Origin of the sequence: Mycolicibacterium tusciae (genome assembly GCF_002086795.1) — a bacterium.
Lineage (GTDB): Bacteria > Actinomycetota > Actinomycetes > Mycobacteriales > Mycobacteriaceae > Mycobacterium > Mycobacterium tusciae.
The window spans coordinates 327,992-352,250 of sequence record NZ_MVIM01000005.1 but is presented as its reverse complement, the minus strand read 5'-3'; the positions used below and the strand labels follow the sequence as shown (position 1 = coordinate 352,250).

Below are 24,259 nucleotides of genomic sequence, written 5' to 3'. Positions count from 1 at the left end.
ACATTCAAGTCGTGTTTGACAGTGACTGTCAAGATAAAAGTCGCTATCACCGAGCCCTTACGGGCCCACCTCATCACGGGGTGTCGAGACGCGGCGGGGTGATGTTTCGGTCGGGGTGCGGCTCCGGAACGGACATACCCGGACTCGGCACCCAGCCGGACTCGGCCAGCAGCTCGCCCACTTCGGCGATGTTCATCAGATCGAGTTCGTAGTCGAAAAGGCCGTCGCCCGCGTAGTGCAGCACCGAGAACGCCGGCGCCTGATATGGCGTGCCGTCTGCGCGTGTCCCGGCCAAGCGATTCCACCAGTAGGTGACGAGGCGATCACCGTCGACCATGGTCCATTCCTCTGGGAAACTCCATCCCTCGAAGCCGACCATCGAGCGGTCGAAGAACGCCGCGATTTCGTCGCGACCTTGTACCCGGCCAAAGGCCGGGTCGATGAAGACCGCATCCTCGGTGAACCACTCGCCGATCGTTGACCAAGGCGCCGCGCCAGCAACACAACGTTCACGCTGTGCGACATAACGCCGGTATGACTCCAGCGCCTCGCGCTCGCGCTCGTTCAGCTCTGCCATGGACTCCCTAACTGTGCGTGTGAAGTGTCCGACTCGAAGAACGAGCCAACGCCGACAACCGAGAGACCGACACTAACGCTTCTACCTGCGATCTCCACCTGTTCTCCAGATAACCTCCAAGCTTGCCCACGCACCGATCGCGAGCATCGATGCATGCCAGAAATCCTCATCCCCTCGCTGTCCCCCACCGGCCACATCGGACCACTGCTGAACGTCGCACGGGGTCTGGTCGACCGCGGCGACCGCGTCACCGTCCTGACGGCCGCCGCACATGCCGACAAGATTCGAGCCGTCGGCGCCACCCCCGCCGCGATTCCCGCGAAAGCCGATTTCGACATGACCCGCCTCGACCTCGACCTGCCCGGACGGGCCGACACCTCGGGCATCAAGAGGATCAATTTCGACATCCAGCGGGTCTTCGTGCAGCCGATGCCATTACTCACGCGTGCACTGTCGGACGCGATGGCGCGGACGCGATTCGACGCGATCCTCACCGATTCCGCCTACTTCGGGATCCTGCCGTTCCTGCTCGGTGACCCCGTGGCCCGCCCGCCGGTGCTGAGCTACAGCACGACGCCGCTGATGCTGAGCAGCCGCGACACCGCCCCCAGCGGTCTGGGCATGGCACCGTCCTCGACCACACTTGGACGGCTGCGCAACCGGGCACTGACGGCGCTGTCGCACAAGGTGCTGTTGCGCGAGTGCCAGAACGCGGCCAATCTGCAACTCGATCGCTTGAACAGCCGGCAACTGCCGACGTTCATCCTCGACTCCGGTGTGCTTGCGGACCGCTACATCGCACCCACGGTGCCCGAATTCGATTATCCCCGAAGCGATCTACCCTCGAATGTGCGCTACGTCGGTGCTGTGCATCCCGGTCCGTCGCGAGGGTTCCGCCGTCCACCGTGGTGGTCGGAACTCGACGGTGACCGGCCCGTCGTGCATGTCACCCAGGGCACCATCGACAACGCCGACCTCAGCCGTCTGCTCGAACCCACCATCGACGCGCTCGGCGGAGAGGACGTCATCGTGGTGGCCACCACCGGTGGTCGCGACGTGTCCCAGTTGAAAGTCCCGCTTCCGTTGAATGCCTATGTCGCCGAATACATCCCGCACGACGTCCTGCTGCCCAAGGTCGACGTCATGGTCACCAACGGTGGCTACGGCGCGGTGCAGCGGGCGTTGTCGATGGGTGTTCCGCTGGTGGTCGCCGGCAACACAGAGGACAAGCCCGAGGTCGCGGCGCGCGTCGCGTGGAGCGGCGCCGGCGTCAACCTCAAGACGGGGACGCCGAGCCCGAGGGCGATCCGAGCCGCGGTCCGCAAGGTGCTGGGCGACGGCAGCTATCTGCGTGCCGCGCGGAAGCTGGAGGCGGCCTTCGCGAGACGCGACGGGGTGGCCGAGATCGCCGCTCTGATCGACGAGGTCATCGTCGAGCGCCAGGCCGTGCAGCGATGAGCCCGTGCGCCGACCCGTTCGGCCGCCCACCCATCCCCGCGCAAAAGGCACCCAGGATCAGCTGGCGTAGTCGGCTACGCATGCCGCTGGGAAGCATTCAGACGACGGTGAAGCCATGGTTGAGCAGCTGCAGTACATCGCGGTAGCGACGTTCCTCGTATGGGGGCTGGTGAGCTCGCTGGCTCACACGCCGCGGCGCTGAAGGCTAAGCGCTCTTCTCGCGACGCTCGTTGCGAGGCGGCTTGCGGGGAACGATCGTCGGAAGCACGTTGTCCTCGACCGTCTCCTTGGTGACGACCACCTTGGCGACGTCGTCGCGGCTGGGGATGTCGTACATCACCGGCAGCAGGACCTCTTCCATGATGGCGCGCAGGCCGCGGGCACCGGTGCCGCGGTGGATGGCCTGATCGGCGATCGACTCGAGCGCCGCTTCGTCGAACTCGAGCTCGACGCCGTCCATCTCGAACAGCCGTGTGTACTGCTTCACCAACGCGTTCTTCGGCTCCGACAGAATCGTGACGAGCGACTCCTTGTCGAGGTTCGTCACCGACGCGACGACCGGGAGACGACCGATGAACTCGGGGATCAGGCCGAACTTGATCAGGTCCTCGGGCATGACCTCGGCGAAGTGGTCCTGGGTATCGATCTCGGCCTTGGAGTGCACCTCGGCACCGAAGCCCAGACCGCGCTTGCCGACGCGGTCGGAGACGATCTTCTCCAGACCCGCGAACGCGCCCGCCACGATGAACAGGACGTTGGTGGTGTCGATCTGGATGAACTCCTGGTGTGGGTGCTTGCGGCCACCCTGCGGGGGTACCGAAGCCTGCGTGCCCTCGAGGATCTTCAGCAGCGCCTGCTGCACACCCTCACCGGAGACGTCGCGCGTGATCGACGGGTTCTCGCTCTTGCGGGCGATCTTGTCGACCTCGTCGATGTAGATGATGCCGGTCTCGGCGCGCTTGACGTCATAGTCGGCGGCCTGGATCAGCTTGAGCAGAATGTTCTCGACGTCCTCGCCGACATAGCCCGCCTCCGTGAGCGCGGTGGCATCGGCGATGGCGAACGGGACGTTCAGCATCTTCGCCAGTGTCTGCGCGAGGTAGGTCTTGCCGCAGCCGGTGGGGCCGAGCATCAGGATGTTGGACTTGGCCAGCTCGACGGGCTCGGCGCGCGAATCGCGCATCTTCTCGCCGGCCTGGATGCGCTTGTAGTGGTTGTAGACGGCGACGGCCAGGGTGCGCTTGGCGGTGTCCTGGCCGATGACATATCCCTCGAGGAACTCGCGAATCTCCGCCGGCTTTGGCAGCTCGTCGAGTTTTACGTCGTCGGCGTCAGCCAGTTCCTCTTCGATGATCTCGTTGCACAGGTCTATGCATTCATCGCAGATATATACGCCAGGGCCGGCAATGAGTTTTTTGACCTGCTTTTGACTCTTCCCGCAGAACGAGCACTTCAGCAGGTCACCGCCGTCTCCGATGCGCGCCATGTGGTGAAGTCCTACTTTCCTGTTCGCAATAAGATCTGATTCGATTCGCTCGAGATCCCACTGGGTGTCGATCCCGACGCTACCCGCTTGTTCCGGCACGAGGCGACCGATAAAGCCGAATCGCGTAGTTGGTATTCACTTGTGTGGGCAGAACATATCGCCTAACCACCCCGCAACCCTCTCGAACGCGCTGCCGCGCCCCTGGCGTGTCGTCGCCGTTACCGGTTCGGGAGCCGTCCGCAACCAAAGTACCCGTTGCCGGCAACCGCGCGTTCCCGGTGCCGCAACCCCTACCGGCGACCGGGTCCGACCGGCCCTGGACCCACCGGGCCAGGACCCACCGGACCGACGACTCCGCCGACACCAACGGGTCCGACCGGCCCCACCACCGGGTTCGGCGGGTTCACGTAGACGGTCGCGTCGACAGGCACGCACGTCACCGTGTACACGTCCCAGTACATCCCGTAGGGGCACGGTGGAGGTGGCGGCGGTGGCGGCGGCGGCTGCGCACCGCCGATCGCGGATGATCCGAACTGCACCAATACCGCGGCTGCCGCCGAAGCGATTACCGCGAGCACCGCCCCGCGAAGTCGTACCCCCACCATCGTGGCCTTTCCCCTGTCGCCGCACCCGTCTGCACGGTGTCGACAGCTTGCCATGCACGACGGGTCCGGGAGCCCGATTCGGCGGCATTACTGACGCCGGCGCAAGCCCTGGGAGGGGCTCAGGCGGTCTGAGCGGACAGCTTGCGGTACTCCAGCACGGTGTCGATCACGCCGTACTCCTTGGCCTCCTCGGCTGTGAGGATCTTGTCGCGATCGGTGTCCTTGCGGATCTGCGCAGCGTCCTTGCCGGTGTGATGGGCCAGCGTGGTCTCCATCAGCGTGCGCATCCGCTCGATCTCCTTGGCCTGGATCTCCAGGTCGGAGAACTGGCCCTGGATGACGCCGGACAGTGCGGGCTGGTGAATCAGGATGCGGGCGTTGGGCAGCGCGAGGCGCTTACCGGGGCTGCCCGCGGCGAGCAGCACGGCGGCGGCCGACGCGGCCTGGCCGAGGCAGACGGTCTGGATGTCCGCGCGAACGTACTGCATGGTGTCGTAGATCGCCATCAGCGACGTGAAGGAGCCACCCGGCGAGTTGATGTACATGGTGATGTCGCGGTCGGGATCGAGCGACTCGAGGACCAGCAGCTGGGCCATGATGTCGTTCGCCGACGCGTCGTCGACCTGCACGCCGAGGAAGATGATGCGCTCCTCGAACAGCTTGTTGTACGGGTTGGACTCTTTGACACCGAAGCTCGAATGCTCGATGAACGACGGCAGGATGTAGCGGGCCTGCGGCTGGAGGCGGGGGTCAGTGTGGTCGGTCATTTGTCTAGTCCTGCGCTCGGGCCAGAGCCGTTGACGCTGGCGCTGGTGATGATGTGGTCGACGAACCCGTACTCCAGGGCTTCCTGCGCGGTGAACCAGCGGTCGCGGTCGGAGTCGGCTTCGATCCGCTCGAGGGTCTGCCCGGTGAACTCGGCGTTCAGCCGGAACATCTCCTTCTTGATGACCGTGAACTGCTCGGCCTGGATCGCGATGTCCGCGGCGCCGCCGGTGATGCCGCCGAGCGGCTGGTGCATCAGGATGCGGGCGTGCGGAAGCGCGTAGCGCTTGCCCTTGGTGCCCGCGGCGAGGAGGAACTCACCCATCGAGGCGGCCATGCCCATCGCGTAGGTGGCGACGTCGCACGGCGCGAGGACCATGGTGTCGTAGATCGCCATGCCCGCGCTGATCGATCCGCCCGGCGAGTTGATGTAGAGGTGGATGTCCTTGGTGGGATCCTCGGCCGACAGCAGCAGAATCTGCGCGCACAGCCTATTGGCGATGTCGTCGTCGACCTGTGAACCCAGGAAGATGATGCGCTCGGAGAGCAACCGTTCGTAGACAGAGTCGACGAGATTCAAACCGGGCGATGCACCACGCATGTCAGTCACGACTGGATACCTGCTTTCTTTCAAGTCCTACCACTCACCGACACTAACCAACCTGTGCGAGCGCGCACTCCTTAGACAGGCCGCTTTCGCTCACAGCGTCACTTGGCGTCGGCGGTTTCCTCGTCGGCCTCGGTCGTTTCGGCCGAGGCCTCGGATGCTTCCGGCGCCTCGGAATCGCCGCCACGGGAGAAGAACTCCGAGGTGTCCACGACCTCACCATTCGAATCGGTGATCGTGGCGCCCTCGACGACCTGCGCCACAGCCAGACCGCGACGGACGTCGGCGAACAGCGCCGCCAACTGGTTGTTCTCCTGCAGGGCGGCCAGCAGCTGCTGCGGCTCCATGCCGTACTGCTGCGACATCAGCATCAGGCGCTGAGTGATGTCGTCCTGACCGACCTGGATGTCGAGCTTGTCGGCGATCGCGTCCACCAGCAGCTGGGTGCTGACGGCCTTCTCCGCGTTGGTGCGGTTTTCCTCGTCGAACTTCTCCCGGCTGCCGCCCTGAGCTTCGAGCGCCTCGGCGAACCGCGCCTCGTCATGGTCGAGCCCGTGGATGGCGTTGTGCAGCGCCTCGTCCACCTGCGCCTGCACGACGTTCTCGGGCAGCGGCACCTCGACCTGGTCAAGCAGAGCCTCGAGCACCTTGTCCCGGATCAGCTCGGCCTGCTGGACGCGCTTGCGATTGCGCAGCTGCTCGGTGAGGCTGTTCTTGAGCTCGTCGATGGTGTCGAATTCGCTTGCCAGCTGGGCGAAGTCGTCATCGGGCTCGGGCAGCTCGCGCTCCTTGACCGATTTCACGGTGACGGTGACCTGAGCCTCCTCGCCGGCATGCGCGCCGGCGGCCAGCTTGGTGGTGAAGACGCGGGTCTCCCCTTCCTTGAGGCCGATGATGGCCTCGTCGAGGCCCTCGATCAGCTGGCCGGAACCGATCTCGTGTGAGAGTCCCTCGGTCTTCGCCTCGGGCAGGTCCTCGCCGTCGACGGTCGCGGACAGGTCGATGGAGACGAAGTCGCCATCCTCGGCGGCGCGGTCGACACCGGTCAGCGTGCCGAAGCGGGCGCGGAGGTTCTGCAGCTCGGCGTCCACCTCTTCGTCGCTGATCTCGATGGCGTCGACCGTGAGCTCCAGCGCGTCAAGGTCCGGGAGGTCGATCTCGGGGCGGACGTCGACCTCGGCGGTGAACTCGAGGTCCTCGCCGTACTCCTTCTTGGTGACCTCGATGTCCGGCTGGCCGATCGGGCGCAGATCCGAGGACGTCACCGCCTCGCTGTAGCGGCCGGGAAGTGCCTCGTTGACGACCTGGTCCAGCATGGCCTCGCGGCCGAAGCGGGCCTCGAGCAGCTTGCGCGGCGCCTTGCCGGGCCGGAATCCGGGCAGCCGAACCTGGCTGGCCAGCTGCTTGAAGGCGCGATCGAACTCGGGTTCGAGCTCGGTGAAGGGCACCTCCACGTTGATGCGAACCCTGGTCGGGCTCAACTTCTCGACGGTGCTCTTCACGCTCATGCTCCTCATTGATCCTGGGTGGGTCTTGTCTATCTAGGGTGCAGTCGGGGTGACAGGATTTGAACCTGCGGCCTTCCGCTCCCAAAGCGGATGCGCTACCAAGCTGCGCTACACCCCGCGCCGATGCGGTCGCCCTCAAAACACAGAACGACCACGCGAGATACTACGGCCTGGACGCGCCCTGCCTTCAATTGGATGATTCCGCGGGCGCCGGTACAGTCTCCTGGTGCAACACACGCGGGCGTAGCTCAATGGTAGAGCCCTAGTCTTCCAAACTAGCTACGCGGGTTCGATTCCCGTCGCCCGCTCTCAGGTCGAACGTGGTGAGGCGGCTTTCGCTGGTCGCCCACCAATTCGAAGCGTAGCCCGGGCAGACGGTCCGCCCCTCCGCCGAGCACCCAATTCGAATTCTCAGGGATCCCAGCTGCCCGAGGAAACAACGGTCCCAAATATTGACGGAGGTTCGACACCGAACGCCGGATGCGGCACGGCGGTGTAGCGCACCGCGGCGTCGGAGCCCGGTCGTCGACTGACGTCGTGGAACCGCCACTGCGGGTGTCAATTGTCGGGGTAACCACCGTAGGCACAGAGGAGGCAGAGTGTGCCGTCATCCTTGCGGTTACCCTCGTCGGCTGGTTCGAGATCGGCCACATTCGGCAGTAGATCGCAGCCGACAGCGGAATCACGTTGCCCACCATGTCAACTGCTGAGCGGCCCAGCGCGCCGAGAGTCGCGAAGCCGAGCTCGTGTCGTCCTCGAACACCTGGGTGTCCACTGCGGTGTTGCCGACTTCGCAGCCGCCGCAGGCTATGCGAAGCCCGAGCGTGACAACGGCGTGGCGCTGGCCGGTGTGAAGTCGGTCCCAGCATCGGGCGACCCCGGCGCCGACGCTGGACCGCCGCTACACGGTCGGTCCAGCGTCGCACCGAAGCCGCGACGGCCCCCTACGGACCGACGCTGGTATCCGTGGTTGCGTTCCCTGTGTTCGTGCTTCCGTTATTGCCAGTGGTCGCGCTCTGATCGCCGCTGGCGTTCGGCCCGAAGCCACTGAACTGGGCGTTGATGTTGTTGCCCGAGAACACATTGAAGGTGTTCGGGTTGTTGGTTCCGGTGTTGCCGAAGAAGTTGGTGCTCGGGAACGTCGGGAACAGGCTGGGAGTTTGCGTGACAGTGCAGGTTGTCGGATTGGTGGTGTTCCCGCTGGTGTTGTTGCCTGTGCTCGAGGTTTGGCTGCCGCTCAGATTGCCCCCGGTGAAGTTGCCCTGGAAGTTCAGGTTGTTACCGGAGCCGTAGTTGAGTGTGTTCGGGTTATTGGTGCCGGTGTTCCCGAAAACCACGAATCGTTTTCCACATGCCGCGTTTGCTTCGGGCGCGGCGGCCGTCGACATGGTGAGCGCGACACCACTCAAAGCCATACCGCCGGCGACCAGGCCGACGCCCACGGTCCGATTCAGCGTGGACGGCTTACGCGGCATTCTGTGATTGGCCATTTCAATGAGCTCCTTCGCTCTTTTCCGGTTGCTATCTGTTCGGTATAAAATTTGCTGTGGGGAATGCATGCGAGATTAAGCCGGAGTCAATTCCGACCGCGGAAATGCGAACGGACCGCGATCCGTCGCTGCAACATCATGAAGACGGAGGCGACCGCTGCGTTTGGATGCAGGCCGAGGGCGACTGGCGCAACTTGACGAGATTGTTATGTGGCGCCATCACCGACTGCTCCCTCCCGTGCCTCAGCGAGCCAGATACCCATGAAACATATTCCTTTGCTAGATGCTGTGTCAAGCATCACACTCAGATCTCCAAGCGAATAGATCAATTTACTCCTGGGAAATTTTATTCACGTCTCAGTCAATATACTGCTACGGATTCGTGTGTCATCGGGCAACCTGGTTGAACAGGCTCCTATACCTGCCGACGGACCGATCCACCTTGGAGGATTGGAGATCCTAGCTGGCTGAATGCGATTGCATAAGCAAGCATCTCGGACAGATAACGGTGCGTCTTGGCCATCGCACCGGCTTTAGCAACGCATTGCGATGTATGGCGGACCACTGACCTACGGAATCCAGTGAACTGAATTCGCACCGCACAGCAATCGCTGGCCCTCGATGTGCCCGGCGGTCAGAGTGATAGCTGGACGGAAGCGAGCGACGCGCCCCGCGAAAGCGCGCCACACCGCCGTGCCCAATCCGGGCAACGCACTGCGGAGCTGACGCAGCGATGACGGCATCATGCGAGGCCGTATATGCGTCAAGCCGACCGCTGGTTTAGAGCGGCACCAATACGGGAGATGAAATATCGAAGGCCGGGACTTTTGCTGCTGCGCTTAGATATGGGTTCGCGCCGAACTCATGCGGGCGAAGTTCCCGGTCGGAGCTATGCAAGCTCTCAATCATATTCGCCACCGAGAAGTATGCCTGAGCCCCATCATTTTGCCTAGTCAAGCAATCTGCCGAAATAGCGAATCTGTCTCTTGCAGTTGGGACGCCAAAACGCGCATGCTGTTTGCTACCCAGACCAAGGGCACCTTCGATCCGCAGGGAGGCATTAGTGGCATCCAGACGAACAGGCCATCTCTCTATGCGTCTCCTGCTGCCCGCCGCGTCGATCGCGGTGGCCGGCGAAATCTTCTGCGTTACATCCGCGTCAACGGCGATCGCCCAGCCCGAGCCGCTGGACTTCTGCGGCCAGGCCATTGCCGATGTCCTGGAGGGCATCCCGTGGGTCGGTTTGCCTGGAGCATTCGATCTGAATCGTCTGAAGCCGAACGGCAGCGGTGCGACCGTAAACATCAACAGCGGCAACAACATATCTGTGCAGAGCGGCCCCGGTAACACCAACGTTCAATCGACGACTGTTGGCGACAACTCATCGATCAACGCGAACAATTCGTTCACGTGCTGCGTAAACGGCCGCTGCTGCGTCTCGTCAGGCGGCGGCCCCGCGGTCTGCAGGCCGTAGTCCATCGAAAAATGAGTCCGACGTCGGCACACCGGTTGCCGAGGTGAGCCGCGCGTCCGAGCCATCCGGCCTGCGCCTCGGCGACAGCCAAGCCGGCTGATGCGAGCGCGAGGCCCAGCCATATGCCGGCGGTGGCGATGGCTCGGGCAGTGCGGCCGATCCGTTGGGTTGCAGTCCGATTGACGGTCTTCATTTCTGTTCCTTCGGTTGGATGTTGCCTCCTTGGCGACGTGGTCAGGTCATGCCGCACCACGGGAGAAATTCTTCAAGCTACGGGGCGGCCACGTAATCGCCCGAAGGACAAATTCGACCCGCGGATAGCGAGACTTTCATATCCGTCTGGTAACCAATCCGCCGCGCGACGGTGCGTGATGCACTTCGTGTGCAGCCGAATGCCCGAGGAAGGCTGGTCGGTCGATTCGTCGCGAGCTGTTGCGGTCGCCGAACTTCATGTCATCGCGAATGTGCTGGGTGGTGAATCGGGTGACACCCTGCACGGCCAACTGAACTGCTATGCGCGATCAGGACGGCCACCCCGCACCATGCGACGAGCGGGGCTACCCCACGTCGTGACGACGCCCGCGCCCTTCAATCGGCGGGTGTCTTCTGGATTGCGACCAGGGTGACGTCGTCGAGTGCGGCGCCCGCCTCCGCGAGGGCACGTGCTCGAGAGCACAGCTCGACGGGATCGGGATATTGCGCCACGAACTCCAACGCAGGACGGACATCGGCGCCGTCACCGATCAGATCCAGCACGCCGTCGGACGCGATGACGAGCGTTTCACCGTCTTCGAGCATCACGTCATGCGACACCCACTCTTCGTCGGGCATCACGCCGAGCGGCAGACCCTCGCTCGGCAACCGTTCGACGACACCGGTTTTCCGCACTATCAGGGCAAGACCATGTCCGGCGTCGACGTAGCGCACTGCTCCCGTGGCGATGTCCAGTCGCGCATGAAACAGCGTGACGAAGGTTTCGGTACTGACGAGATCGTCGGACAATTGCGCCGACACGGAGTTCACCGCGTCGGCGAGGTCGGCACGGTGATCCATTTCGTCGACAGCCCGCGACGCCGCGCGAAGGGCTGATCGCACGCTGGCGGTCAGGATCGCCGCGCCGAGTCCCTTTCCCATCACGTCGGCGACGGTGAAGATCACGCCGCGCTGCGAGCTGTAATGGTCGTAGAAGTCACCGCCGACCGCGAAGGCGGGTAAACACAAGGCGCACATCGTGTATCCCGGCAGATCGCCGAGGGGTCGCGGCAGCAGATGACTTTGCACCTGCGTGGCACGATCCATCTCGTCGAACCGTTCCAGCTCCCGCTGAACCCAGCCGGCCAACTCGCGAAACGTCTCCACCTGCTCGCTGTCGAGCGAGCGCGGTTTGGTGTCGTAGATGCAGAACGTGCCGACAGGGTGACCGCCGGGGCCGAACAGTGGGTAGCCGGCGTAGAAGCGCACGCCGCCTTCGGCCTTGATCGCGGGCAATTCGCAGAAATCCGGCTCCTGGCGCGCATCCTCGATGATCAGGGCCGGTTCATCGACGTTCATGTACATGCGCGCGATGGTCGCCCGACAGATGGTCTGCTCCCGGGGTACCGTGCCGGCCAGGTCAAGACCATCGTTCTGTTTGAACCACTGGCAATCGCGATCGACCAGCGACACCGCGGCCATCGGCACACCGAACACCTGTCGCGCCATCCGGGTGATGCGGGAAAATCGCTCTTCGGGTTCTGAGCCCAGCAAGTGCAGCTGCTCGACAGAGCGCATCCGGGCATCTTCGACCTCGGCGGCGAGCACGAAGCCTTCACGGACGACTTCGGCTGTCACGGCCTCACGCCCGAGCTCTTGAACCACGCGTCCCCCATCGCTCGATCCCGCGTTAGGCGAAACGATATTTGGCAGAGCAGGGTGGTGTACGCGATTGCGGAAAGCGCGGCAACTGCAGCGGGGCGGCACCGGCCCGCGCGGTCTGCCGAGATTCCAGGCGCGCGCACGCGTTGTGGTCGAGAATTTATCGGGATCGCGGACTCTCCTCGCGACACAACAGTCTTAGAAGGTGACATGGCAGCGGAGGATCCGGGACGCACAGCGGTCGTCGTCGTTCATGGAATGTGCGAGATACGCCCGATGGAGACGTTCGACGCGTTCGTGAGAACGGCACTGCATCCAGTCGACGGGAGATGGGACTACCACCCGCGCCCGGCCGAGGTCACCGACACCTACGAAGCGCGCCGCTACGTTGCCCCTGGTCCGGTCGACTTCTTCGAATACCACTGGCCATTCCTGATGACGGCGGGCAAGTACGCCGGCGTTGCGTCGACGGCGCTGCGGCTCTTCCTGCGGCGGCCCGCCAACGTGCCCGACGCCCTCGTCGGCATTTGGCGTCGCGTCTGGAGCGCGGTTCTAGCAGCCCTGTTGCTGATCCCAATACTGTTCGTGTCCGGATACGCCCTGAATTCGGATGTTCCGGCGTGGATCATCGGGTTGACCGTCAGCGCGGTCGTGTTGATCTTCTGGTTCGGCCTCTACCGCATGCTGGCACGAGCGTTGGTGAACAAGAAGACCGCGCCCCTGGTCGACTCCGCCCGCTACCTCGACCCGTCTCCGCCCTCGTACGCGGCGCGACGAGCCGTTCGCGGCGGCCTGGTCGACCTTCTCCGCGATTTGCACGAGGCGGGGTACACCCGCATCGTCGTGGTTGCCCACGGCATCGGCACGTACATCGCGTACGACGCGCTGACGCTGTTCTGGGCACAGCTTCACAAGCAGGGAAAGCCTTCGCGCATAACCGATTTCGTCACCGTCGGTGCACCGCTGGCCCTAGCGGATCTGCTGTTTACTCGGCCGCCGTTGCTCAGCGGCATGAAGACGTCGGACGTCGCCACGCGGCGTGAGCTGTTCGAGGAACTGATCCGTCGCGGCGTAGTCGTCGGATGCCAACCCGAGTCTCCGTTTGCCGCCACGCGATGGACGAACATGTGGTTTCCCGTGACTCGGGGCAGCCGCCGCGGCGACTGGTTCGGCGGCGAGTTGGGTCCGTTGTTCGGCGCCGGCATCCGCGATATCGCGGTGAGCGGCAATCAGCCCGAGCGGCTCAAACCCGGCTCCGCGCACACCGAGTACTTCAGCCATCCCGACAGGGACGCCGACGGTGACGTTGCTTGGCACCTGCGCAGGACTCTCGCGCTGTAGGTCTCCGCTGTGGGCGTAACTCGCTGCACGTTCGAGACCGATCTTGACTGTTCCTGTCGGTACGCTGGACGCCATGAACGGCGTGCTGCTTGTCCTCGTTGTCCTGGTCGTCGTCGCTCTCGGGGCGGTGGTGTACGGAGCGATGAGGGCCTCCGACCGGCGCAACGCGGCCTCATTGGCGGACGCGAAAGCCGACGCGCGTCGCGTGATCGAACGTCTCGGCGGCCAGGTCATCAACCTGACCGGCACCGACGACGCCTCCAAGCAGGCGCTTGCCGACGCGTCGGAGCGATATACGGCCGCGGGTTCGCAGATCGAGCAGGCAAACACCGCCAAGCAGGCGCTGCTCGCCAAGGAGAGTGCGCTCGAAGGCCTCTACTACGTGCGCGCCGCCCGCACCGCGATGGGCATCGACCCGGGCCCCGAGCTGGAGACGCTTGCCGGCCAACGGTCGGCCGGCACCGTCACCGAGGACCGGAAGGTGAGCTTCGAAGGTCGCGAGATCGAGGCGTCGCCGGCTCCGTCCGAGCGCACCCCGAATTATTACCCCGGCGGCCGCGTCGCCGGCCGCCCCGTGCCCGCCGGCTGGTATTCGGAGCCATGGTGGAAGCCGGCACTGGTCGCCGGCGCCTGGGGTGTGGGATCGATGTTCCTGTTCAGCGCACTGTTCTCGGGCATGGCCGGCAGCGGATACGAGCAGGGCTTCGCGGAGGGCTACGACCAGGGCATCGATCAGGGTGGCCAAGACGGTGGCGGCGACTACGGCGATGGCGGCGGCGGCGATGGCGGCTGGGGCGGCGATTGGGGCGGCGGCGACTTCGGAGGCGACTTCGGCGGCTTCTAGCCCCCAGCAGAGTCGATTCCTATTTCTGGCAGGTCGGGCACCAGAACAGATTGCGGCCCTCCAATTCCGCAGTGCGAGTCTCGGTGCCGCACACCCGACATGGATCTCCCGCACGCCGGTACACGTAGGTACGCGGCCGGCCGGGACCATATGACGGCAGTCCATGGTCGTCCTCGGGGCGGATCGCGATGATCTTGCCCCGCCGGACGCCGACTTTCATCAACTCGACGAGATCTGTCCACATTGCGAAGAATTCGCTCTCGTCGATGTGCGTGCCCGGCCGGTACGGGTCAATGAGGTGTCGGTACAACAGCTCGCTGCGGTACACGTTGCCCACGCCTGCAATCACCGACTGGTCCATCAGCAGCGCACCGATGGGTCTGCGTGACTTGCGGATTCGGTTCCACGCCAATGCCCCGTCGGCGTCGCGGCGCAACGGGTCGGGACCAAGACGCGCGACGATGTCGGCGATTTCCGGCTCGTCGATCACCTCGCACACCGTCGGGCCGCGCAGGTCGGTGCCGTACTCCGCACCGAGCATCCGCATCCGCACCTGACCGACCGGCAGCGGCAATGGCAGCGGGAGTTCGGTGAACGTCCCGTACAACCCGAGGTGGACATGCACGACGCGGCCGCCGTCGTAGTGGTGGAACAGGTGCTTACCCCACGCGCTGGCCTTCTTGAGGACGTGTCCGTTGACCGCCGCGGCCCCGTCGGTGAATCGGCCCTGCGGGCTGGACACCATGACCGGTGCCCGGCCGAAGCGGCGCTGATGCAGCCGGGCAAGCCGGTGCAGCGTGTGCCCTTCCGGCATCCCCTAGCTCGGCGCGCCGGGCACAGGCGGCGCGACGTGAGTGCGCTCGTACTCGGACAGGATGTCGATACGACGTTGGTGCCGTTCGGCTTTCGACCACGGCGTGGTGAGGAACGCATCGACGATCGCGAGCATCTCTTCTTCGGTGTGCATGCGCCCACCGATGCCGATCACCTGCGCGTTGTTGTGCTCGCGCGCGAGTTTGGCTGTCTCGACGCTCCACCCCAACGCACACCGCACACCGGGCACCTTGTTCGCGGCGATCTGCTCGCCGTTGCCCGAGCCGCCGAGCACGATGCCGAGGCTGCCGGGGTCGGCAACGGTCTTCTCCGCGGCGGCGATGCAGAACGCCGGGTAGTCGTCGTCGGCGTCATACGCGTACGCCCCGCAGTCGACAGGCTCGTGCCCGTTGGCGGTGAGGTGCTCGATGATCCGCTGCTTGAACTCGAAGCCCGCGTGGTCGGCTCCCAGGTAGACGCGCATGGCGGCCATTCTGACAGAGCGCTGTGACCGGTCACTGCGCAGTCGACCAACTCAGTCGAATACCGGCGGCTCCGTGCGGGTGCGCTTCAGCTCCCAGAAGTGCGGATAGGACGCAAATGTCACCGAGGCGTCCCACAGCTTTCCGGCCTCTTCGCCGCGTGGGATCTTCGACAGCACTGGGCCGAAGAAGGCAACACCGTTGACGTGAATCGTCGGGGTGCCGACGTCGTCGCCGACGGCATCCATGCCCGCGTGATGGCTCTTGCGCAGCGCCTCGTCGTACTTGTCGGTGTTGGCGGCCTCGGCCAGCTCGGCCGGCAGCCCGACCTCCTCCAGCGACTCCTTGATGACGACGTCGAACTCTTTGTTGTCCTGGTTGTGGATGCGCGTGCCCATCGCGGTGTACAGCGGCGCCAGGATCTCCTTGCCCTTGGCCTGCTCGGCGGCGATCGCCACCCGGACCGGCTTCCACGCCTGCTTGAGGCCTTCGCGGTACTGCTCAGGCAGGTCTTCTTTATTCTCGTTGAGCACCGCAAGACTCATCACGTGCCACTGCACCTCAATGTCGCGCACCTTTTCGACTTCGAGGATCCAACGCGAGGTGATCCAGCACCACGGGCACAGCGGGTCGAACCAGAAACCGGCGACAGACTTCTCAGGCATGAACACCTCTCGGTAGTTGGTCACACGTCCATTCAGACAACCTTGCACCCCGCCCGCATGTTCCCGCTGCCACGTATTGCGACGTACCGGCACACAGGACACGCATAGTGTGCAAACAGTTATGCAAGCGTGTTGTCGATGTGACTGTTGTCAATCAGTGTTTCACCTGTGATTAAAACGAAACGCACGATCGCCATGACCCTGGTCGGCCCCGCGATGGCACTCTGTCTCGCGACACCGGCGTCCGCCCAGCCCGTGGACACGACGTTCCTCAACGCGTTGAACGACGCCGGCATCGGGTACGGCGATGCCGCAAGCACCGAAAAGCTCGGACAGTCGGTCTGCCCGATGCTCGTCGAACCGGGCAAGAACCTGGCGTCGGTGTACTCCACCGTTTCCAACAACGGCATCAACCCCGACATGGCGGCGTTCTTCACCGGGATCGCCATATCGATGTACTGCCCATCGATGATGACCCAGATCGGCAACGGCACCATCCTGGAGGGGCTCGACGGATTGGGCGGACTGAACGGCCTCGCCGGGCTCAACGGGTTCGGGATACCGGGGTTCTAGCGCGCCTCACCACGAGACCGACCACTAGGTTGGACTCGTGGCACTTCCCAACCTCACCCGTGACCAAGCCGTCGAACGCGCCGCATTGGTCACCGTCGGCAACTACCGCATCGACCTCGATCTGACCGACGGCGCCGGCAAGCCCGGCGAGCGTACGTTCCGATCGGTGACGACCGTCGACTTCGAAGCGCTGCCCGGCGCCGACACCTACATCGACATCGCCGCCGACAGCGTCCGCAGCGCGATCCTCAACGGCCGCGATATCGACGTGTCGAGTTACGACGAGTCGACCGGTATTCCGCTGATCGGCCTGACCGAAAGCAACGTCCTCGTCATCGAAGCCGATTGCCGCTACTCCAACACCGGCGAAGGCCTGCACCGGTTCGTCGACCCGGTCGACGACGAGGTCTACCTGTACTCACAGTTCGAAACCGCCGACGCCAAGCGGATGTTCGCGTGCTTCGACCAGCCCGACCTCAAGGCGACCTTCGAGGTGACCGTCACGGCCCCGTCACACTGGGAGGTCGTCTCCAACGGCGCGACCACCGACGCCGAAGACGCGGGCGCCGGCAAGCGGCACACCTTCGCCGTCACACCGAAGATGAGCACCTATCTGGTCGCGCTGATCGCCGGCCCGTACGCGCGGTGGGACGACAACTACAGCGACGAGCACAGCGACATCCCGCTCGGTCTGTTCTGCCGCAAGTCGCTCGCCGAATTCATGGACTCCGACCGGCTTTTCACCGAGACGAAGCAGGGATTCGGCTTCTACCACAACAACTTTGGCGTGCCGTATGCCTTCGGCAAGTACGATCAGCTCTTCGTCCCGGAGTTCAATGCGGGCGCGATGGAGAACGCCGGCGCCGTGACCTTCCTGGAGGATTACGTCTTTCGCAGCAAGGTGACGCGGGCGTCGTACGAGCGACGCGCGGAGACCGTCCTGCACGAGATGGCGCACATGTGGTTCGGCGATCTGGTCACGATGCAGTGGTGGGACGACCTGTGGCTCAACGAGTCGTTCGCCACGTTCGCCTCCGTGCTGTGCCAGGCCGAGGCGACCGAGTACAAAGAGGCCTGGACGACGTTCGCGAACGTCGAGAAGTCCTGGGCGTACCGGCAGGATCAGTTGCCGTCGACGCATCCGGTGGCCGCCGACATCCCCGATCTGCACGCCGTCGAGGTGAACTTCGACGGCATCACCTACGCCAAGGGCGCCAGCGTCCTGAAGCAGCTCGTGGCTTACGTCGGACTCGAGTCGTTCCTGGCCGGCCTGCGGGATTACTTCCGCGACCACGCTTTTGCGAATGCGACGTTCGGCGATCTGCTGGGCGCGCTGGAGAAGGCGTCCGGACGCGATCTGTCCGGCTGGGGCAGGCAGTGGCTCAAGACCACCGGACTCAACACGCTGCGTCCTGAATTCGACCTCGACGCCGACGGCAATTTCACCCGGTTCGCGATCGCCCAGAGCGGGGCGCAGCCGGGCGCCGGAGAGACGCGCGTGCACCGGCTCGCTGTCGGAATCTATGACGACGACGGCAGCGGCAAGCTGGTGCGAACGCGCCGCGAGGAGCTCGACATCGAGGGTGATGTGACCGAAGTTTCTGCACTGCAGGGAGTTTCGCGAGGACAGCTCATCCTGGTCAACGACGACGACCTGACGTACTGCTCACTACGCCTCGACCCGCAGTCGCTGCAGACGGCGCTCACGAGGATCGCCGACATCGCCGATCCACTCCCCCGCACGCTGGCGTGGTCGGCGGCGTGGGAGATGACCCGCGACGCCGAACTGAAGGCCCGCGACTTCGTCGCGCTGGTCATCAGCGGTGTGCACGCCGAATCCGAAGTCGGTGTCGCGCAACGCCTCCTGTTGCAGGCGCAGACGGCCCTCGGCTCCTACGCCGACCCGGTCTGGGCGAAAGAGAACGGCTGGCCGGCATTCGGCGATGCACTGCTGGACCGCGCACGCGAGTCGGCGCCCGGTTCTGACCACCAGCTGGCGTTCGTCAATGCGCTGTGCGCATCGGTGCTCTCCCCCAACCACATCGCTGTGCTGTCGACGCTGTTGGACAACGAACCCGAGGCGGTGAACATGCCGGGCCTGGTGATCGACACGGACTTGCGCTGGCGCATCGTCACCGCGTTGGCCACCGCAGGCGTCATCGACGCGGACGGCCCCGAATCACCGTTCATCGACGCGGAGGCCGAACGCGATCCGACGGCTGCGGGTGGGCGGCATGCCGCGCAGGCCGCGGCGGCGCGGCCTCAGTTGGCGGTGAAGGAAGCCGACTGGCAGGAGGTCATGGAGGACGACACCCTTGCCAACGTCACCGCTCGGTCGATCACCATCGGCTTCGTGCGTCCGGGTCAGGAAGAACTGCTGAAGCCGTTCCGCGACAAGTACTTCAGCGCCATCTCCGGCGTCTGGCAACGGCGGTCGAGCGAGGTGGCGCAGACCGTCGTCGTCGGGCTGTATCCGTCATGGGACATCAGCCAGGAAGGGTTGGACGCCGCCGACAGGTTCCTGTCCGACCCAGACGTGCCGCCGCCGCTACGCCGGCTGGTGCTCGAAGGCCGCGCCGGGGTCGAGCGGTCGCTGCGCGCACGGGGTTTCGACGCCAGCTGACTTTCGCGATCGGCCGTGTTTGTTCGGCGACACGCCGCAAACCGTGTGCACTTTGCGCTCACTCGCGCGGCATTCTTTGTGGATGGCGGTCAGTCGGACGAGACGAGCGCGCGCTGCGCGCAAGCGCAAGAAGCGGATGGCCGCCGTCGACCATGACCTGACCGCCGAGCAGTGGGCAGCCATCAAGGATGCATGGGAAGGTTGCGCTTACTGCGGGGCGACCGGCGCTGCACTACAGCGCGATTGCGTCATGGCGATATCCCGCGGCGGGCGCTACACCATCGACAACGTCGTGCCCGCATGCGCCAAGTGCAACACCAGCAAGTGCAACGACGAAGTCACCGGGTGGATGCGCCGAAAGCGCCTCGACGAACGCAGATTTCTACAGCGATACGTCGAGATCCGTGCGGCGCTGTTGGCCGACGCCGGCTAGTGAGCGGCTGGCGCGACGCCGGCGCTCATCACCTGGACGGCCTTGATCAGGCCGGGGATGAGCTTGCCGTCCTTGAACAGCTCCGCGGCGGCGGTCACACCCCTGGGTGCGGACTCCTCGATGCCACGGCCGCTGACCTCACTGCCGTAGACCACCTCGATCGCGCGTTGGTCGGGCGACACCGCGAGCAGCACAGCGTTGTCCGGTGTCGGCACCTTCGCCAGGATCTGGCGAGCGGTCGCCGCGGTATCGGCGCCGAGGTCCCCGAGGTACACCGCGAAGCGTGCCTTGGCGGCGCGCGAACCGTATTTCAGCGCGTCGTCGAGAAAGGCCAGATCGTTGACCGGGAACGGGTAGTGCACCGACAACTCGCCGGGCTCGGTGACCCCGGAGATCCGGCCGCTGTTCGTGACGACCCAGCCCCGGGGTAGCTCGGCGAGTTCGGTGGAACGAGCAGTTACGACGTCACCACTTGCCACTTGCGCCGCCTCCTACCGTGACGGGGTGCGAACCATGGCCAGCCCCATGACCGCCGTGATCGGCGGGTTCATCGGCTGCCCACAGGATCGGGTCATGCGTCCACCTGTCGGACATCTGGTAGGTAGCCGGATGCGGGCCCTTGCGCTTTGGACCGACGACGTAGATCAAGAACATCAACACCAGCAGCACGGCCAGTGGAACCCCGCCAAGGAGGGAATGAGTAAGTGCTGTGCTCACGCGCAAACCGTATCAGCCATGCGTCAGGCCGCGCCTTCACCCAGATACCGAACCCATGCCGGGTCGAGTTCTTTCACGCTCGACAGCAGTCGCCAATGCTGACCCTTCGGCGGCACCGGCACCGAACGCAGCGACCAGCCGAGTTCGGTGAGCAAACGGTCGGCCTTGCGGTGGTTGCACGTCGAGCAGGCCGCCACACAGTTCTCCCACGAATGCTCGCCGCCGCGACTACGTGGCACCACATGGTCGACGGTGTCGGCCTTGCCGCCGCAATAGGCGCAGCGGAACCGGTCGCGGTGCATCAGCGCTGCCCTGGTCATCGGGATACGCGCACGGTAGGGCACTCGGACGTAGGACCGCAGCCGGATGACCGAGGGCACCACGATGGAGCGGCTGGCGGAGTGGATGACGGGGCCGCCCGGATCGTCGTGGACCACGTCGGCTTTTCCGCACATCAGCATGATGACCGCCCGCCGCATGGGCAGAGCGGTCAACGGTTCGTACGTGGAGTTCAGCAGGAGTACCCGCCGCCGGCCCCACAGCGAGCCTTCCCTGGTACTGGGCGGATGGGTTTCGACGCTGTGCAGGACGCGCGACTGCGAATGCGGCACTGCGGGCCCGGACAAGCCCGCAGCGGCGTCGTGAAGCCGGTGGCCTGCCCTCTTGGACGGGCCTTTCTTGCGATGCGCCATACGTCCTCCGTCGGACAGTCCACCACGGATTCCTGCCAATCGCACGACAATTCTGCACGTGTTCGCTGGTCAGTCCAATGAACATCGGGTGACGCGACCGGCTGGGCAGCGCTTTGTGGCGGCAGGACACAATGGTGGAGTGACTCAGCCCCAGCGGTCGTTCTACGACGAAGTCGGTGGCCATGACACGTTCCGAACCCTCGTGTCGCGGTTCTACCAGTTGGTGCGCGAGGACGAGATCCTGCTCCCGCTGTATCCCGAAGAAGACCTCGACGGCGCCGAGGTGCGGCTGCGGATGTTCCTCGAGCAGTATTGGGGCGGGCCGCGGACCTACTCCGATCAGCGCGGTCATCCGAGGCTGCGCATGCGGCACGCGCCGTTTCGAATCGGCTACCTCGAGCGCGACGCATGGCTGCGCTGCATGCACACCGCCGTCGCCGAGATCGACTCGCAGACGCTGGACGACGAGCATCGCGCCGAGCTGCTGGCCTACCTGGAGATGGCCGCGCACTCGATGGTCAACTCACCCTTCTGACGAGCGGGCCACGGTGCGGTGAATGCAGAGTTTCCTCAACGGTGGTGAAGAGACGTTGACAGTACATTGGCGGCGATGACTGAAAACACGCCCTGGAGCCGCTTCGGCGGCGACATCGGACCCTGGTGGTCGCACGCGCTGTTCTATCAGGTCTATCCGCGGTCGTTCTACGACAGCAACGGCGACGGTCTCGGCGACCTCGACGGTGTGATCGCCAAGCTGGACTACCTCGAGGCGCTCGGCGTCGACGCGATCTGGCTCAACCCGGTCATGGTGTCGCCGATGGCCGACAACGGCTATGACGTGGCCGACCCCCGCGACGTCGACCCGATGTTCGGCGGCATCGGAGCGCTGGACCGGCTGACAGAGGCCGCGCACGCCGCGGGCATCAAGGTGACGATGGATCTGGTGCCCAACCACACCAGCTCGGCGCACCCCTGGTTCCAGGCGGCGTTGGCCGCCAGCCCCGGCAGCGATCAACGCGAGCGCTACATCTTCCGCGACGGCACCGGCCCCGGCGGCCTTCATCCCCCGAACAACTGGGTGTCGATTTTCGGTGGGCCGGCGTGGACGCGCGTCGTCGAAGCCGACGGCAATCCCGGGCAGTGGTACCTGCACCTCTTCGACGCCGAACAGCCGGACCTGAACTGGGACAACCCGGAGGTCTTCGATGATCTCGAGAAGACGCTGAGGTTCTGGCTCGAACGTGGCATCGACGGGTTCCGCATCGATGTCGCACACGGGATGGCCAAGCCACCGGGACTGCCCGACATGGAGCACATCAAAGCCGAGGTGCTGCTCGCCGACATGGACGACGACCCGCGGTTCAACAACGACGGCGTGCACGACATCCACCGGCAGATCCGCGGGGTGTTCGACGATTACGACAACGCGGTCGCGATCGGCGAGGTCTGGGTGTACGACAACGAACAGTTCTCGCAGTACGTGCGGGCCGATGAGCTGCATCTGGCCTTCAACTTCCGCCTGCTGCGCGCGGAGTTCGATGCCACCGACATCCGTCATGCCATCGAGAACTCGCTTGCCGCAGCGCATCTCGTGGATGCGACGCCGAGCTGGACGCTGGCCAATCACGACGTCGACCGTGAACCGACCCGCTACGGCGGCGGAGCTGTCGGCCTGGACCGTGCCAAGGCGATGACGCTGGCGATGCTGGCACTACCCGGTGCGGTGTTCATCTACAACGGCGAAGAGCTGGGCCTGCCCAACGTCGACCTGCCCGACGAGGCGCTGCGCGATCCGGTGTGGGAGCGCTCGGGTCACACGCGGCGGGGGCGCGACGCCAGCCGGGTGCCCGTGCCGTGGGAGGGCGACGCGCCACCTTTCGGCTTCTCGGACAGTTCTGACACCTGGCTGCCGCTGCCCGAGGACTGGGCGACGTTGACGGTCGAGAAGCAGGACGGTGATCCGGCGTCGACGCTGACGTTCTACCGGCGAGCGATCGAATTGCGGCGGGATCGAGCCGAATTCGACGGCCCGACGATCGAATGGCTCGACTCCCCCGCCGACACGTTGGCGTTCCGGAACAGCGGCGGCTTGGTATGCGTGCTCAATACCGGCGCCGACGCAATAGCGCTGCCCGACGATGAGGTGTTGTTGTCGAGTGCTGAACTGGTGGGTGGCAAGCTGCCGCCGAACGCCGCCGCCTGGCTGGTCTAGGTCTCCGCGAAGAGGCTGTTACCGCAGAACCAATGCCGGGTCGCCACGCCGCCGGAAAACCGAACCGAAGCGCGCGTCGACGCGCAGCCAGGTCGGAAGCGCACGCACTCGCACGATCTCGTCGCCCCCGACGGCATCACCCGATTGCGGCAGGAAACCCATTGCGGTCAAGGCGAATACACAGCGCATCGGTATACCAACGCTGGTGTCGCCGGCGATGACCGCGACTACCTCCTGGTCCAGCAGCGACGCGGGTGGACCATGCGAGCTGGAATGCTCCTTGGCGAGCGCCATTCCTCGCTGCGCCAGGTCGAGCATGACACCGGCGGGCACGTCGTCGAGGTGCTCGAAGCCCGACTCGGGCGGCAACGCACCGCGCCACGCGGAGTCCATCGCGAAGCCCGTCTCGACATATCCGCTGGCATCCATCGCGGTCAGACCCGCGGCCAACGCGTCGGCGCCCACGGACAGGTCGGCAGGCTTGACTTCACCGGCCACCACACGACTGGCCAGCACGTCGAACCCGGTCGACACCCAGGCCGTGACCAGACCGCCCTCGCGCTCACGCAACCGGATCACCGCCGCGTCGTCCAGCCGCAAGGCGCGCTCGACGAACGTCGCGAGGTCTTCGCGATTGGAGGCGTCATCCAGCCAAATACCGCGCTCGGGTTGAGTCATCTCAACCATTGCTGCAAATACGCCTTCTGAACATCCGAAAGTCGTTGCAGTCTTTGCTCTTTGATATGTACGGCGGCCAGCTGCGTATCGGCGATCACTGCGGGTTTCGAGTCGGGAGACGCACCGACCGGCCGCACTTCGTATCCGATGGTGAAATCGACGGACCGCACCTTCTTCGTCCACATCGTCACCTGCAAGGGCGAATCGATCAATCGCACCTGCGCCTTATAGGAGATGTGCACGTCCGCGATCAGCAGGCCGATGGTGTCGATCTCAGGGCCGAACGGCTCACGCAGAAACGGGATCCGGGCCTCTTCGAGGAGTGTGACCATAGTCGCGTGGTTGATGTGCTGATACATGTC

Annotated in this window: 25 protein-coding genes and 2 tRNA genes; 10 read left to right on the top strand and 17 right to left on the bottom strand. The window is 64.8% G+C overall.

What is annotated here, in order from left to right; all coding sequences use genetic code 11:
• Positions 1 to 73: 73 nt before the first annotated feature.
• Complete coding sequence (locus tag BST47_RS12550; protein WP_083125831.1) at positions 74 to 577, bottom strand: nuclear transport factor 2 family protein; 504 nt, start codon at positions 575 to 577, stop codon at positions 74 to 76.
• A 153-nt stretch (positions 578 to 730) separates the two neighbouring features.
• On the opposite strand from BST47_RS12550, the gene BST47_RS12545 reads away from it, so the two are divergent.
• Entirely contained in the window at positions 731 to 2,035 is a 1,305-nt protein-coding gene (locus tag BST47_RS12545) for a nucleotide disphospho-sugar-binding domain-containing protein (RefSeq protein WP_083125830.1), read from the top strand.
• A 205-nt stretch (positions 2,036 to 2,240) separates the two neighbouring features.
• Here the strand turns inward: BST47_RS12545 and clpX are convergent, their stop codons facing one another.
• The 6 genes from clpX to BST47_RS12520 form a co-directional block, all read right to left on the bottom strand.
• Positions 2,241 to 3,521 carry an ATP-dependent Clp protease ATP-binding subunit ClpX gene (gene clpX / locus BST47_RS12540; RefSeq protein ID WP_083125829.1) on the bottom strand — a complete coding sequence of 427 codons (1,281 nt, stop codon included), beginning with the start codon at positions 3,519 to 3,521 and terminating at the stop codon, positions 2,241 to 2,243.
• A 290-nt stretch (positions 3,522 to 3,811) separates the two neighbouring features.
• The gene (locus tag BST47_RS30665) at positions 3,812 to 4,126 is read right to left on the bottom strand and encodes a hypothetical protein (RefSeq protein WP_165799769.1); all 315 of its coding nucleotides are present in this window, start codon (positions 4,124 to 4,126) and stop codon (positions 3,812 to 3,814) included.
• Positions 4,127 to 4,245: 119 nt separating this feature from the next.
• Positions 4,246 to 4,893, bottom strand: a complete 648-nt coding sequence (locus BST47_RS12535) for an ATP-dependent Clp protease proteolytic subunit (RefSeq protein WP_083125828.1) — start codon at positions 4,891 to 4,893, stop codon at positions 4,246 to 4,248.
• A complete protein-coding gene (locus tag BST47_RS12530) occupies positions 4,890 to 5,492 on the bottom strand; it encodes an ATP-dependent Clp protease proteolytic subunit (RefSeq protein WP_163737391.1) in 603 nt (200 codons plus the stop codon). Before BST47_RS12530 ends, BST47_RS12535 begins: the two co-directional genes overlap by 4 nt.
• A 107-nt stretch (positions 5,493 to 5,599) precedes the next feature.
• The gene (gene tig / locus BST47_RS12525; RefSeq protein WP_083125878.1) at positions 5,600 to 7,000 is read right to left on the bottom strand and encodes a trigger factor; all 1,401 of its coding nucleotides are present in this window, start codon (positions 6,998 to 7,000) and stop codon (positions 5,600 to 5,602) included.
• Positions 7,001 to 7,050: 50 nt separating this feature from the next.
• A tRNA-Pro gene (locus BST47_RS12520) sits at positions 7,051 to 7,124 on the bottom strand.
• 119 nt (positions 7,125 to 7,243) lie between these two features.
• Here BST47_RS12520 and BST47_RS12515 point away from each other — a divergent pair.
• A tRNA-Gly gene (locus BST47_RS12515) sits at positions 7,244 to 7,314 on the top strand.
• Between the two features lie 636 nt (positions 7,315 to 7,950).
• On the opposite strand, the gene BST47_RS12505 is transcribed toward BST47_RS12515, so the two are convergent.
• Positions 7,951 to 8,448, bottom strand: coding sequence for a hypothetical protein (locus BST47_RS12505; protein WP_133056208.1), 498 nt, complete (start codon positions 8,446 to 8,448; stop codon positions 7,951 to 7,953).
• A gap of 1,141 nt (positions 8,449 to 9,589) precedes the next feature.
• Here BST47_RS12505 and BST47_RS12500 point away from each other — a divergent pair.
• Complete coding sequence (locus BST47_RS12500) at positions 9,590 to 9,970, top strand: hypothetical protein (protein ID WP_083125824.1); 381 nt, start codon at positions 9,590 to 9,592, stop codon at positions 9,968 to 9,970.
• A gap of 588 nt (positions 9,971 to 10,558) precedes the next feature.
• Here BST47_RS12500 and BST47_RS12490 read toward each other — a convergent pair.
• Positions 10,559 to 11,800, bottom strand: coding sequence for a PP2C family protein-serine/threonine phosphatase (locus BST47_RS12490; RefSeq protein ID WP_083125877.1), 1,242 nt, complete (start codon positions 11,798 to 11,800; stop codon positions 10,559 to 10,561).
• Between the two features lie 234 nt (positions 11,801 to 12,034).
• Here BST47_RS12490 and BST47_RS12485 point away from each other — a divergent pair, with 234 nt between their 5' ends.
• Positions 12,035 to 13,165 (top strand): hypothetical protein, encoded by a 1,131-nt coding sequence (locus BST47_RS12485; protein WP_083125822.1) that lies wholly within the window; start codon positions 12,035 to 12,037, stop codon positions 13,163 to 13,165.
• A 73-nt stretch (positions 13,166 to 13,238) separates the two neighbouring features.
• Complete coding sequence (locus tag BST47_RS31095; protein WP_083125821.1) at positions 13,239 to 14,009, top strand: hypothetical protein; 771 nt, start codon at positions 13,239 to 13,241, stop codon at positions 14,007 to 14,009.
• A gap of 19 nt (positions 14,010 to 14,028) precedes the next feature.
• Here BST47_RS31095 and BST47_RS12475 read toward each other — a convergent pair whose 3' ends face one another.
• From BST47_RS12475 to BST47_RS12465, 3 genes are read right to left on the bottom strand one after another with little or no spacing between them, the layout of a single operon-like run.
• Complete coding sequence (locus tag BST47_RS12475) at positions 14,029 to 14,823, bottom strand: Fpg/Nei family DNA glycosylase (RefSeq protein ID WP_083125820.1); 795 nt, start codon at positions 14,821 to 14,823, stop codon at positions 14,029 to 14,031.
• A 3-nt stretch (positions 14,824 to 14,826) separates the two neighbouring features.
• Entirely contained in the window at positions 14,827 to 15,306 is a 480-nt protein-coding gene (locus BST47_RS12470) for a ribose-5-phosphate isomerase (RefSeq protein WP_207568591.1), read from the bottom strand.
• Between the two features lie 51 nt (positions 15,307 to 15,357).
• Positions 15,358 to 15,969, bottom strand: coding sequence for a mycothiol-dependent nitroreductase Rv2466c family protein (locus BST47_RS12465; protein WP_083125876.1), 612 nt, complete (start codon positions 15,967 to 15,969; stop codon positions 15,358 to 15,360).
• A 168-nt stretch (positions 15,970 to 16,137) separates the two neighbouring features.
• Here BST47_RS12465 and BST47_RS12460 point away from each other — a divergent pair, with 168 nt between their 5' ends.
• The 3 genes from BST47_RS12460 (at position 16,138) to BST47_RS12450 (ending at position 19,598) form a co-directional block, all read left to right on the top strand.
• Positions 16,138 to 16,542, top strand: coding sequence for a DUF732 domain-containing protein (locus BST47_RS12460; RefSeq protein ID WP_420094032.1), 405 nt, complete (start codon positions 16,138 to 16,140; stop codon positions 16,540 to 16,542).
• Between the two features lie 37 nt (positions 16,543 to 16,579).
• Positions 16,580 to 19,165 (top strand): aminopeptidase N, encoded by a 2,586-nt coding sequence (gene pepN, locus BST47_RS12455; RefSeq protein WP_083125818.1) that lies wholly within the window; start codon positions 16,580 to 16,582, stop codon positions 19,163 to 19,165.
• Positions 19,166 to 19,247: 82 nt separating this feature from the next.
• Positions 19,248 to 19,598 carry an HNH endonuclease gene (locus tag BST47_RS12450; RefSeq protein ID WP_107528946.1) on the top strand — a complete coding sequence of 117 codons (351 nt, stop codon included), beginning with the start codon at positions 19,248 to 19,250 and terminating at the stop codon, positions 19,596 to 19,598.
• Here the strand turns inward: BST47_RS12450 and BST47_RS12445 are convergent.
• The 3 genes from BST47_RS12445 to BST47_RS12435 are packed head-to-tail and all read right to left on the bottom strand — an operon-like array spanning position 19,595 to position 21,007.
• A complete protein-coding gene (locus BST47_RS12445) occupies positions 19,595 to 20,077 on the bottom strand; it encodes a DUF5130 domain-containing protein (protein ID WP_083125817.1) in 483 nt (160 codons plus the stop codon). The genes BST47_RS12450 and BST47_RS12445 overlap by 4 nt on opposite strands.
• Positions 20,064 to 20,315 (bottom strand): aa3-type cytochrome oxidase subunit CtaJ, encoded by a 252-nt coding sequence (gene ctaJ / locus BST47_RS12440; RefSeq protein WP_083125816.1) that lies wholly within the window; start codon positions 20,313 to 20,315, stop codon positions 20,064 to 20,066. The genes BST47_RS12445 and ctaJ overlap by 14 nt, the downstream gene beginning before the upstream one ends.
• Positions 20,316 to 20,338: 23 nt before the next feature.
• The gene (locus BST47_RS12435; RefSeq protein WP_083125815.1) at positions 20,339 to 21,007 is read right to left on the bottom strand and encodes an HNH endonuclease; all 669 of its coding nucleotides are present in this window, start codon (positions 21,005 to 21,007) and stop codon (positions 20,339 to 20,341) included.
• Between the two features lie 139 nt (positions 21,008 to 21,146).
• On the opposite strand from BST47_RS12435, the gene BST47_RS12430 reads away from it, so the two are divergent.
• A complete protein-coding gene (locus tag BST47_RS12430) occupies positions 21,147 to 21,542 on the top strand; it encodes a globin (RefSeq protein WP_083125814.1) in 396 nt (131 codons plus the stop codon).
• A 75-nt stretch (positions 21,543 to 21,617) separates the two neighbouring features.
• Complete coding sequence (locus BST47_RS12425) at positions 21,618 to 23,219, top strand: glycoside hydrolase family 13 protein (protein ID WP_083125813.1); 1,602 nt, start codon at positions 21,618 to 21,620, stop codon at positions 23,217 to 23,219.
• A gap of 18 nt (positions 23,220 to 23,237) precedes the next feature.
• Here BST47_RS12425 and BST47_RS12420 read toward each other — a convergent pair whose 3' ends face one another.
• Positions 23,238 to 23,897: a DUF8010 domain-containing protein gene (locus BST47_RS12420; protein ID WP_083125812.1), complete on the bottom strand. Its 660-nt coding sequence runs from the start codon at positions 23,895 to 23,897 to the stop codon at positions 23,238 to 23,240.
• Entirely contained in the window at positions 23,894 to 24,256 is a 363-nt protein-coding gene (locus tag BST47_RS12415; RefSeq protein WP_234809686.1) for an acyl-CoA thioesterase, read from the bottom strand. The genes BST47_RS12420 and BST47_RS12415 overlap by 4 nt, the downstream gene beginning before the upstream one ends.
• Positions 24,257 to 24,259 lie beyond the last annotated feature (3 nt).